General features: G+C 64.4%; 9 protein-coding genes and 1 tRNA gene. 5 read left to right on the top strand and 5 right to left on the bottom strand.

Annotation, left to right across the window (positions count from 1 at the left end; all coding sequences use genetic code 11):
• The first annotated feature begins 179 nt into the window (after window positions 1-179).
• Entirely contained in the window at window positions 180-1,040 is an 861-nt protein-coding gene (gene folD / locus V8683_RS18865; protein WP_411189950.1) for a bifunctional methylenetetrahydrofolate dehydrogenase/methenyltetrahydrofolate cyclohydrolase FolD, read from the top strand.
• A 297-nt stretch (window positions 1,041-1,337) separates the two neighbouring features.
• Entirely contained in the window at window positions 1,338-3,437 is a 2,100-nt protein-coding gene (locus V8683_RS18860) for a M3 family metallopeptidase (protein WP_411189951.1), read from the top strand.
• A 125-nt stretch (window positions 3,438-3,562) separates the two neighbouring features.
• Here V8683_RS18860 and V8683_RS18855 read toward each other — a convergent pair whose 3' ends face one another.
• Together V8683_RS18855 and dinB are read right to left on the bottom strand one after the other, a co-directional pair.
• A complete protein-coding gene (locus tag V8683_RS18855) occupies window positions 3,563-4,849 on the bottom strand; it encodes an amidohydrolase family protein (protein WP_411189952.1) in 1,287 nt (428 codons plus the stop codon).
• A gap of 86 nt (window positions 4,850-4,935) precedes the next feature.
• Window positions 4,936-6,099: a DNA polymerase IV gene (gene dinB / locus V8683_RS18850; protein WP_411189953.1), complete on the bottom strand. Its 1,164-nt coding sequence runs from the start codon at window positions 6,097-6,099 to the stop codon at window positions 4,936-4,938.
• A gap of 134 nt (window positions 6,100-6,233) precedes the next feature.
• Between dinB and V8683_RS18845 the strand changes: the two genes are divergently transcribed.
• Window positions 6,234-6,929 (top strand): aspartate/glutamate racemase family protein, encoded by a 696-nt coding sequence (locus tag V8683_RS18845; protein WP_411190574.1) that lies wholly within the window; start codon window positions 6,234-6,236, stop codon window positions 6,927-6,929.
• A 486-nt stretch (window positions 6,930-7,415) separates the two neighbouring features.
• On the opposite strand, the gene V8683_RS18840 is transcribed toward V8683_RS18845, so the two are convergent.
• Window positions 7,416-7,492 (bottom strand) — tRNA-Met (locus V8683_RS18840).
• A gap of 179 nt (window positions 7,493-7,671) precedes the next feature.
• Window positions 7,672-8,202 (bottom strand): PadR family transcriptional regulator, encoded by a 531-nt coding sequence (locus V8683_RS18835; protein ID WP_411189954.1) that lies wholly within the window; start codon window positions 8,200-8,202, stop codon window positions 7,672-7,674.
• A 222-nt stretch (window positions 8,203-8,424) separates the two neighbouring features.
• Here V8683_RS18835 and V8683_RS18830 point away from each other — a divergent pair, with 222 nt between their 5' ends.
• Window positions 8,425-9,417 carry an NAD(P)H-dependent flavin oxidoreductase gene (locus V8683_RS18830; RefSeq protein WP_411189955.1) on the top strand — a complete coding sequence of 331 codons (993 nt, stop codon included), beginning with the start codon at window positions 8,425-8,427 and terminating at the stop codon, window positions 9,415-9,417.
• Between the two features lie 108 nt (window positions 9,418-9,525).
• Here the strand turns inward: V8683_RS18830 and V8683_RS18825 are convergent, their stop codons facing one another.
• Window positions 9,526-10,149, bottom strand: a complete 624-nt coding sequence (locus tag V8683_RS18825) for a 2-hydroxychromene-2-carboxylate isomerase (protein WP_411189956.1) — start codon at window positions 10,147-10,149, stop codon at window positions 9,526-9,528.
• A gap of 251 nt (window positions 10,150-10,400) precedes the next feature.
• Here V8683_RS18825 and V8683_RS18820 point away from each other — a divergent pair, with 251 nt between their 5' ends.
• Window positions 10,401-11,129 (top strand): SDR family oxidoreductase, encoded by a 729-nt coding sequence (locus V8683_RS18820; protein ID WP_411189957.1) that lies wholly within the window; start codon window positions 10,401-10,403, stop codon window positions 11,127-11,129.
• Window positions 11,130-11,742 lie beyond the last annotated feature (613 nt).

The raw sequence follows: 11,742 nt of genomic DNA, 5'->3' as shown, positions 1-11,742 counted from the left end.
ACGCGGGACGCAGCGCTTTTGCGCGGCGCCCCGTCCCGCCTCCCGCCGGCGGCATGCCCAGGCGCGCGAAGCGCTTGCTGCGCGACGGTATAATGTCGGCCTTCGCAACGGCCCGGCGGCCACACCGCCGCCCTCAGGCGCCCTTGCCGCCGCATTCCCACTCTCGAGCCCGACCGACCATGACAGCCACCCTCATTGACGGCAACGCCCTCTCCCGGCAATTGCGCACCGACGTCGCCACGCGCGCCGCCGCCCTCACCGCCCGCGGCCATCAGCCGGGCCTCGCCGTCGTGCTGGTCGGCGACAACCCCGCGAGCGAGGTCTACGTGCGCAACAAGATCAAGGCCTGCGAGGACAACGGCCTTCATTCGTCGTACGACCGCTATCCGGCCACGCTCTCCGAAGCGGACCTGCTCACGCGCATCGACGAATTGAACCGCGATCCGAAAATCCACGGCATTCTCGTGCAGTTGCCGCTGCCGAAGCATATCGACAGCCACAAGGTCATCGAAGCGATCGCGCCCGAGAAGGACGTGGACGGCTTTCACGTCGCCAACGCCGGTGCGCTGATGACGGGCCAGCCGCTGTTCCGCCCCTGCACGCCCTACGGCGTGATGAAGATGTTCGAGGCGTACAAGATTCCGCTTACGGGCGCGAATGCGGTGGTGATCGGCCGCTCGAACATCGTCGGCAAACCGATGGCGATGCTGCTGCTCGAACAGGGCGCCACCGTCACGATCTGCCACAGCAAGACGCGCGACCTCGCGGCGCACACGCGCGAGGCCGACATCGTCGTCGCAGCGGTAGGCAAGCGCAACATCCTCACCGCCGACATGGTGAAGCCCGGCGTCACGGTAATCGACGTGGGCATGAACCGCGACGACAACGGCAAGCTCTGCGGCGACGTCGACTTCGCGGGCCTGAAGGACGTGGCCGGCCACATCACGCCGGTGCCCGGCGGCGTCGGCCCGATGACCATCACCATGCTGCTAGTGAACACGATCGAGGCGGCGGAACGCGCCGCGGCGAACGAGGCATAAATTGCGCCAGACGCATTGAGCCCGTTTCAGGCGGCCCCTTGCGGGCCGCTTCGCTTTTGTGCCGGCGCATGCGCGGCGCGTCCCGCGATGCAGTAGCATCCGTTTCATATGGCGGGTGCCGCTTGTGCCACTTGTGCCGCCTGCGCCGCCGTTTCGTCAGCAAGCGCCGACATCTGATAATTTGCAGGCATCGGCCCGGTTGAGATGCGCGCACCGCGCCCCAATACTCAACGTGTCGGGGCATGCCCCCGAACTCCGTACACCCACGAACCGCGACAGACAGGAACAGGACGCACCATGGCTACTACTCCCTCCGACAATCCGCTGCTCGACTTCTCCGGCCTGCCGCGCTTCGGCGAGATTCGTCCCGAACACGTGACGCCCGCGCTCGACGTGCTGCTCGCAAACGCGAAAGCGGCCGTGGACCGTGCCGCCCAGCCCATGACGCCCGCCCAGTGGGACGACGTGGTCGAGCCGGTCGAGCGCGCCACCGAGCCGCTCGCGCGCGCCTGGGGCGTGGTCGGCCACTTGAACGCCGTGGCCGACACGCCCGAGCTGCGCGCCGTGTATGGCGAAAACCTGCCGCGCGTGACCGAGTTCTGGGCGAGCGTCGGCCAGAACCTCGCGCTCTACGAAAAGTACAAGGCGATCACCACGCACAACTCGTTCGAGTTGCTCTCGGGCGAACGCAAAAAGATTCTCGACAACGCGCTGCGCGACTTCCGCCTGTCGGGCGCCGAGCTGCCCGAAGACCAGAAGCCGCGCTTCGCCGAATTGCAGGAGCGCCAGGCCGCCCTTTCGAAGGCATTCTCCGACCATGTGCTCGACGCGACCAACGGCTACGCGTACTACGCCGCGAACGAAACAGAACTCGCCGGCCTGCCCGAAGACGTGATCGCCGCGGCCCACGAGGCGGCCGAGCGCGAGAACAAGGAAGGCTGGAAGTTCACGCTGCACTTCCCGTCGTACTTCCCGGTGCTGCAATACTCGGAAAACCGCGCGATGCGCGAGACGATGTACCGCGCGTACGTCACGCGCGCATCGGAACTGGGCCCCGTCTATGGCGGCGGCAAGGCCGAGTGGGACAACACCGAGATCATCGCCGGGCAGCTCAAGCTGCGCGCCGAGGAAGCTAAGATGCTCGGCTACGACAACTTCGCCGAAGTGTCGCTCACGCCGAAGATGGCCGAGTCGCCGCAACAGGTGATGAGCTTCCTCGAAGACCTCGCGACGCGGGCGCGCCCGCACGCCGAACAGGACTGGGACGAACTGCGCGAATTCGCCGCGAAGGAACTGGGCCTTGCGCAGCTCGAACCGTGGGACATGGCGTTCGCCTCCGAGCGCCTGCGCCAGCAGCGCTATGCGTTCTCCGAAAACGAAGTGAAGCAGTACTTCCCCGAAGACTTCGTGCTGCCGGGTCTCTTCAAGGTGACCGAAACGCTCTTCGGCGTTCGCATCCGCAAGGACAGCGCGCCCGTGTGGAATTCCGACGTGCGCTTCTTCCGCGTGGAGAACGCCGACGGCACGCTCGTCGCACAGTTCTATCTCGATCTCTACGCCCGCGAAGGCAAGCGCGGCGGCGCATGGATGGACGACGCGCGCTCGCGCCACAAGCTCGACGACAACCGCGTGCAAACGCCCGTCGCCTACCTCACCTGCAACTTCTCGGCGCCGGTGGGCGGCAAGCCCGCCTGCTTCACGCACGACGAAGTCATCACGCTCTTCCACGAGTTCGGCCACGGTCTGCACCACATGCTCACGCGCGTGGACGAACTCGCGGTGTCGGGCATCAATGGCGTCGAGTGGGACGCGGTCGAACTGCCCTCGCAGTTCATGGAGAACTTCTGCTGGGAGTGGGACGTGCTGCGCGACATGAGCTCGCAGGTCGATACCGCGAAGCCGCTGCCGCGCGAACTCTTCGACAAGATGCTCGCCGCGAAGAACTTCCAGAGCGGCCTCGGCACACTGCGCCAGATCGTGTTCTCGATGTTCGACATGGCGCTGCACGTGGACTTCGAAGCGTCGGCGGGCAAGAGCGTGAACGACCTCGCACGCGAAATCAACGAACGTTATCACGTGATTCCGCAGGCCCCGTTCTCGCGCTGGCCCGACACGTTCAGCCATATCTTCGCCGGCGGCTATGCGGCGGGCTACTACAGCTACAAGTGGGCCGAGGTGCTCTCCGCGGACGCCTACGCGGCCTTCGAGGAAGCAGCCCAGGCGGCGCAGTCGAGCGTGCTCGACGCGGACACCGGTACGCGCTATCGCAAGGAGATTCTGGAGGTGGGCGGCAGCCGCCCGGCGATGGAATCGTTCAAGGCGTTCCGCGGCCGCGAGCCGAGCATCGACGCCTTGCTGCGCCACAACGGCATGGAGCAGCCGCCCGCGCAGCATTGAGCGCGACCGCCGAGCGCTGACCGCATTGACGCGCGATGTGAAAGCCGCGCATGGGATCTTTCCCGTGCGCGGCTTTTTCTTGCCGTTCTTTCGTTCTTTCGCCGCGCTGGCTTACTGCCACCGTGCTAGCGGTGCAGCTTGAAATCGACGCTGTCGGGCCGCCCTTCGAGCGCCAGAGCCACACGCTGCGCCGGCTGCCGGCTCACCACCTTCCCCCGGCTCACCACCGCGAGCCGCGGCGCGCGCAAACGAATCGCCTCGATGGGATCGCTCGCGTCGAGCACGACGCAGTTCGCCTCGCAGCCCGGCGCGAGCCCATAACCTTCGAGGCCGAGAATCTTCGCCGGATTCACCGTCACGGCATCGAAGCACGCGCGCGAGGCCGCCACGCCCGTCATCTGCGCGACGTGCAGCCCCATGTGCGCCACTTCGAGCATGTCGCCGGACCCGAAGCTGTACCACGGGTCCATCACGCAATCGTGGCCGAACGCAACGTCGATGCCGGCCGCCATCAGCTCGGGCACGCGTGTCATGCCGCGCCGCTTCGGATAGGTGTCCGAACGACCTTGCAGCGTGATGTTGATGAGCGGATTCGCGATCGCGGCCACGCCCGCCTCGCGCATCAGCGGCAGCAGCTTGCTCACGTAGTAGTTGTCCATCGAATGCATGGAGGTGAGATGCGAGCCCGCCACGCGGCCATGCAAGCCCAGCCGATGCGCTTCGGCCGCCAGGGTCTCGATGTGGCGCGAGAGCGGATCGTCGGACTCGTCGCAGTGCATGTCCACGCGCAAGCCCTTCTCTGCCGCGAACTCGCACAGCAGCCGCACCGACTCGGCGCCATCGGCCATCGTGCGCTCGAAGTGCGGAATGCCGCCCACCACGTCCACGCCCATTGCAATCGCGCGCTTGAGATTCTCGAAGGCGCCGGGGCTGCGCAACAACCCGTCCTGTGGAAACGCCACCAGTTGCAGATCGAGATACGGCGCGACGCGGCGCTTCACTTCGAGCAATGCCTCGACTGCCAGCAGCCGCTCGTCGCAGACGTCGACGTGACTGCGGATGGCGAGCAACCCGCGCGCCACGGCCCAGTCGCAGTACTGCAAAGCGCGCTCGACCAGCGCCTCCTGCGTGAGACGAGGCTTGAGCTCGCCCCACAGCGCGATGCCCTCGAGCAGCGTGCCCGACGCGTTCACGCGAGGCAGGCCGTACGAGAGCGTCGCGTCCATGTGAAAGTGCGCGTCGACGAATGGCGCCGTGACGAGCGAGCCGGCCGCGTCGATCTCCTCGCGCGCGCTGGCGGCAAGCTGCGGCTCGACGGCGGCGATGCGGCCCGCCTCGATGCCGATGTCAACCGCGGCATGGCCGGCGGGATGCCCATGCGCGAGCACGGCGTGGCGGATGATCAAGTCCATGAGCGGCTCCTCCTCGTTGCGCCGATTCTATCGGCGCCAGAAAAGCCGCGCCAGCCCGACGCCGCCGGCACGACAGCATGCGCCGCTCAGGCGCCGGGCACGCGGTCGTCGTCTTCGGGATCCTGGTCGAAGAGCGGGAACTGGCCGCGCAACGCGGGGTTGTCCTCTTCGAGCCGTACGCCCACGCCGAGAAGCCGCACGCCCAGCTTGCGCCGCGCGAGCCCTTTTTCGAGCAGCACGAGAAAGGTCGGCAGATCGGTCGCATCGCGCACGCACTCGACGGTCGTGCGCTGAAAGTTCGCGAAGCGGATCTTCACGTAGAGCTTGCGCACCGCGTGCGCGCAGCCCGCGCGCTCGATGCGGGCATCGAGCTGCGCCGCGAGCGGCTTGAGCTCTTCGCCGCAGGCTTCGAGCGTGAGCAGATCGTTCACGTAAGTCGTTTCGACGCTCACCGACTTGCGCTCCTGGTCCGAACAGACGGGCCGCTCGTCGAGACCGCGCGACAGTTCATAGAGCCGCTTGCCGAACACGCCGAACTGCCGATGCAGATCGATCAGCGACCACCCGCGCAACTGCCCGCAGGTCGTCAGCCCGAACTTCTCCAGCTTTGCGGCCGTGACCTTGCCCACGCCGTGAATCTTGCGCACCGGCAGCCCGGCAACGAACGCATCGACCTCCTCCGGGCGCACGACGAAGAGGCCATCGGGCTTGTTCCAGTCCGAAGCGATTTTCGCGATGAACTTGTTCGGCGCGACACCCGCCGAGACCGTCACCCCCACCGTGGCATGCACGCGTTCGCGAATCTCCTTCGCGATCAGCGTGGCGCTGCCCTTGCAGCGCGTCGACTGCGTGACGTCGAGATAGGCTTCGTCGAGCGAAAGCGGCTCGACGTCGGGCGTGTAGTCGCGATAGATCGCCATGATCTGCCGCGACGCGACGCGGTACTTCTCCATCGCCGAGGGCAGGATCAGCAGCTCCGGACACTTGCGCATGGCGAGCGCCGACGACATCGCCGAATGAATGCCGAAGCGCCGGGCCTCGTAGTTGCAGGTGGCAATGACGCCGCGCTGGTCGGGCCGCCCGCCGACGGCGAGCGGACGCCCGCGCAACGACGGATCGTCGCGCATTTCGACCGATGCGTAGAAGCAGTCGCAATCGCAATGGATGATCTTGCGCATGGCGCTGCTTGCGGCCGGCTGCGGCGGGGCGAAGGATGGCGCGTTCAAGGTATCGATACTGTACAAAAACACAGTGCCATTTTCAAGACGACTGTCTTCGATCCGTCCCCTGGCTGTACCGCCGCGGTGAGGCACTATCGTACCTGTACGCGGGCAAGCGGCAGCCTATACTCGTCCACTCGAACCCTGCGGACAGAACCATGACGATGAAGACGATAGGCGTGATAGGCGGCATGAGCTGGGAATCGTCCGCCGAGTATTACCGGCTGCTGAACCGTAACGCCAAGGCACGCCTGGGTGGCCATCACAACGCACGCAGCCTCATGGTGACGGTGGACTTCGCGGGCATCGAGGCGCTGCAGCGCGCGGGCGACTGGAGTGCGCTGGGCGCGCAGATGGCCGAAGCCGCCATGCAACTCGAACGCGGCGGCGCGGGGATCGTCCTGCTCGCGACGAATACGATGCATCGCGTATGTGCAGCGATCGAGGCGGCCATTGCGGTGCCCTTCCTGCACATTGCCGACCCAACCGGCGCCGCGTTAAAAGCGGCTGGCGTCACGCGCGCCGGGCTGCTCGGCACGCGCTATACGATGGAACTGGATTTCTACGTGGGAAGGCTACGCGAGCGGCACGGTATCGAAGCCGTCGTTCCCGGCGAGCAGGATCGCGAAGACGTGCATCGCATCATCTATGCTGAGCTTTGTCACGGTATCGTGAAAGACGAGTCGCGACGCGTTTATCAGCGTGTGATCGAAGATCTCAAGACACGCGGCGCGCAGGCGGTCATTCTAGGCTGCACGGAAATCACGCTCTTGATCGGCGCGGACGATTCGGCGCTGCCGGTGTTCGATACTACCGCGCTGCATGCGCAGGCGGCCGTGGATTGGGCGATTGAAGACTGAAAGACTGAATCGGACCGAGGCGGAATTTAGCGCAAACGCGTGTCGCCCCTGAGCGCGGACCATAGATGGCCAGACGTAGTAGCGAAGATGACAAGCGCGAATACGAGCAACACTACGGATCCAACGACCGAGAGGCCGTCAACGTGTTGCGATGCGTGGTCGTATACAAACTCGCGGGAAGCGTGACTAAGAATGATTGGGCGCATGAGTCGCTCGCGCAAAAGGCAGTGGCACAGACAGCCAGATTAGGCTGATGCGTTTGCCGACAGAATCATACGAGTCTGAAAACCGGCGAGTCGGTTATTTGATTCGGATCCCTAATCACAATCGATCGTGTCTCTGTGTGACTGGGGCAGGATCAGCGGACAACAAAAAACCCGCTCGCGGCGGGTTTCAGTTCTGACACAAGTTCGCAAAACCTGCGAGATTGCCCCAATGCCCTTTCAGGCCTGCTCTGGTGAGGCACAAAACGCCTCTTGAGCTGTTTGGTTGCGGGGGTAGGATTTGAACCTACGACCTTCGGGTTATGAGCCCGACGAGCTGCCAGACTGCTCCACCCCGCGTCCGTCAGAGAAAAGAATTATAGGGCCTCGCCGTCGCTTCGTCAAACGTTTTTCTCGTTCCCAGCCGAACGGAGAATCGGACACCAACGTCGCGCACAAGACAGAGCACGCCGAAGCGAAGCAACAACCCCTTACCACAATCACAATTAATCTGGACTCCCTATCAACCCGTTCAGTCACTACACATCGAGCAACGGCCGCACATCCTCGGCCCATTCGAGCCACATCTCCTGCGTCTGTATCCCCGCCTTAAGAATCGCGTATTGCACCTGCTGCGCACGCGTGAGTGACGGCGCGCCGAAGTCGCGCCGCTCGATCTCCCGATACAGGCCGAGCCGCGCCTGATTGTCGTCGATCATCCGCAACAGTTCCTCACCCAGACCTAACGGCCCAATCACCGCGTCGGCGCGCAGCTTCAGCAGAAACACATTCCGGTCATCCGGCCCGAGCGGCGTCTGGCGCACCCAGCGGATCACTTCTTCGCGCCCCACCGGCAGCACGCAATAAACCTTCCGGCGCGTCGCGGCCGGCGCCTCGTTCTCGATCACGGCAACCCACCCCGCCTCGACCATGCGGCCGAGTTCGCGATAAATCTGCTGATGGGTGGCCTGCCAGAAATAGGCGATCGCGCGGTCGAAGCGCCGCGCGAGGTCATAGCCGCTGGACGGCTTCTCCAGCAGCGCGATCAGGATGGCGTGGGGGGTCGACATGCGGCGATTCTAAACCACCACCCCGGCCACGCCGACCCTTAATCCTTTCGAGCGAGCGCACTATGCAACCAGTTGCATAGTGCGCTCCGCTTTGCTATGTTTAAGCCTGTCGAGCCGTGGCACGCGCGTCGCGCTGCGGCGTCGGTGCCATTGAGACGCAACGAAGACCGCGACGGCGACCGCCTCGAATCCGGGCGGTTCCGTCCCCATCAGGAGATCTGGATGTCCCTCCCCGCCGTGCTGCGCCGCGGCCTGTCGATTCCGGTCGTAGGCTCCCCGCTTTTCATCATTTCGAACCCCGATCTCGTCATCGCGCAGTGCAAGGCGGGCGTCGTCGGCTCCTTCCCCGCGCTCAACGCCCGGCCCGAGCACGTGCTCGGCGAGTGGCTCGACCGCATCACGACCGAGCTCGCCGAACACAACGCGAAGCACCCGGACAATCCGGCCGCGCCGTTTGCCGTGAACCAGATCGTCCACAAGTCGAATGACCGTCTCGAGCACGATCTCGGCGTCTGCGCGCAGTACAAAGTGCCGATCGTCATCACGTCGCTCGGCGCACGCGAGGAAGTAAACCGCGCGGTGCACGCGTGGGGCGGCATCGTGCTGCACGACATCATCAACAATACGTTCGCGAAGAAGGCGATCGAGAAAGGCGCCGACGGCCTGATCGCCGTCGCCGCGGGCGCGGGCGGCCACGCCGGCACGCTCTCGCCGTTCGCGCTGATCCACGAGATCCGCGAATGGTTCGACGGTCCGCTGCTGCTTTCGGGCGCGATCGGCAACGGCAATGCGATTCTCGCGGCACAGGCTGCGGGCGCCGATCTCGCCTATGTTGGCTCGGCGTTCATCGCAACGAACGAGGCCAACGCAGTCGACGCATACAAGCAGATGATCGTCGACGGCAATGCGGGCGACATCGTCTACTCGAATCTCTTCACCGGCGTGCACGGCAACTACCTGCGCCAGAGTATCGTGGCGAGCGGCCTCGATCCGGATGCGCTGCCCGAATCGGATCCGTCGGCGATGAATTTCGGCTCTACGCGCGTGAAGCCGTGGAAGGACATCTGGGGCTCGGGCCAAGGTATCGGCGCAGTCAAGAGCATCCTGCCCGCCGCCGATCTGATCGCGCGCCTGAAGCGCGAATACGAGGCCGCGCGCGCGCGTCTCGGCGTTGCGGCCGAAACGACCGGCGCAGCGGAAGCGGCCGAAGCCTGAGCCGCTCGCCATCGCGGGCTATCTGCGCGACACGAGGCAAGCGTGGACCACACCCCACTGCCCGTGCCTGCGAAGCCGGCGCACCTCCTCGGCGCACCGGCTTCGCATTCACCCCTTCAGCGCCTTGACGCGCGCGATCTCATCCTCCACGTCGCGCAACTGGTCCTTGCCGAAGAACATTTCGTCGCCGACAAAAAACGTCGGCGAACCGAACGCCCCGCGATCGAACGCGGCCTGCGTATTCGCGAGCAAAGCGCCCTTCACTTCAGGATCGCCGATAGCGGCTTCGAATGCCGCGCTGTCGAAGCCGTCGGCTTCGAGCGTCGCGCGCAACACCGCCGGGTCGTCCATCTTGAGACCGTCTTCCCACATGTGCGCAAACACGCGGTCGACGTAACGCTCGAACGTCCCGTTGCGCTGCGCCGCAATCGCGCCACGCATGAGTTGCAGCGTATTCACAGGGAAATGCGGGTTGTGGCGATACGCGGTGAGTCCGTGCCGCGCGATGAAGCGCCGCATTTCCACCACCATGTACTTCTGTTTGTTCGCGATGCCCGCAAACGCTTCCGCCGGGGAGCGATTGCCGCTCAGCTTGAAGAGGCCACCCAGCAGGACCGGCACATAGTCGAAACGCACACCCTGGCGCCGCTCGATTTCGCCGATCACCTTGTGGCTCAGGTAAGCATTAGGACTGCCAAAGTCGAACAGAAATTCCACCTTCACGTCGCTCATCGTGTCTCCTCCTTGATTCCTCCGTGGCAGCGCGAGCGGCGCCGCCGGCTCACCCGACCCGCCGTCTTCCTGGCGAGCCATCTTCCGCAATGCAGGTCAATATACTGATAGTCGGTTTGCCCGGCAACCGATGACTCCCTCTGCCGAGCCAGAATATCTTGGGCTCACCCGCAGCACCGCATGAGATTGAACCGGCAGGCAGTTTTTCATTCCGCAATGCAGTTCATACCGTGACAGGAGACAACCCGGCCATGACCTCAAAAAAAGCAGTGCTCGTGATCGGCGCAGGCGACGCCACCGGCGGCGCGATCGCACGCCGTTTTGCGCGTGAAGGCTACGTCGCCTGCGTGACGCGCCGTCACGCCGACAAGCTCGCGCCACTCGTCGCCCAGATCGAGGCCGAAGGCGGCGTGGCCCACGCGTTCGGCTCGGACGCGCGCAAGGAAGAAGACGTGATCGCACTCTTCGAAGAGATCGAGACGAAGATCGCGCCCATCGAGGCGGCGGTATTCAACATCGGCGCGAACGTGCGCTTCACGGTTACCGAAACCACGGCGCGCGTCTATCACAAGGTCTGGGAAATGGCCTGCTTCGCGGGCTTCCTGATGGGCCGCGAGGCGGCCAAGGTCATGCTGCCGCGCGGCCACGGCTCGATCTTCTTCACCGGCGCGACTGCGAGCCTGCGCGGACGCGCGGGCTACAGCGCGTTCGCGGGCGCCAAGCATGCGCTGCGCGCGCTTGCGCAGTCGATGGCGCGCGAGCTCGGGCCGCAGGGCATCCACGTCGCGCAGCTCATCGTCGACGGCGCAATCGACACGGAGTTCATCCGCGAAAACTTTCCCGAGCGCTACAAGCTCAAGGAACGCGACGGCATCCTGAATCCCGACCATATCGCCGACGCCTACTGGATGCTGCACCAGCAGCCCCGGGACGCATGGACGCACGAGCTCGACCTGCGGCCGTGGATCGAGGAATGGTGAGGCGGCTCCCTCCGGCCGGCGGAAGCGGGTCATAATGACGCGTCGCGCGCCCGCCTGTGCGGCGCGCATCCTGATTCATCGCCGTAGCAGACCGAGCCTCCCATGAAAATCGCCACCTGGGATGTTCACCTAGATCTTTTGTAGATGTCTGCGCTGCCAAGCCATCTATTGCCGATCATTCCAATTGAGCCGCGTCAGAGTGAGCCGCTTTTACTCAGTTGAGCGATCTTTTCTGACTTGCCTTGATAGCCGACATATACACCTGAATGATCAATTGAGCTCCATAAGGTGCAGTACACAATGGCGCCCTACGGTATGAAAGTCACCTTGTCACGCAGATGTCTGTCAATGAGCCACTCACCCAGCCATGTACCTCGGGTACATGGTGGCTAGCTCGTGTGCTGGTCCTGCCAGCTCGATTACGTCGTCCCACAGTGAAGTTTTCTTGTTTGCCATCTCCCACTTTCTGCATTATTGACAGTATTGCTGGCTGCGCAGAACGGTTGGTCCATCGTTCACCGCCCGTCCTGCAAGCAACCAATCAGCAAATGCACCTTCCTTAAAGGCCAGTTCAAAAAGAGCCCGGAAGGGCTGTTTACTTTCCCGTGAAACG

The organism is Paraburkholderia sp. AV2 (genome assembly GCF_054968425.1).
Note: the sequence above shows the minus strand (reverse complement) of the source record. Positions and strands in the feature narration are given on the sequence as shown.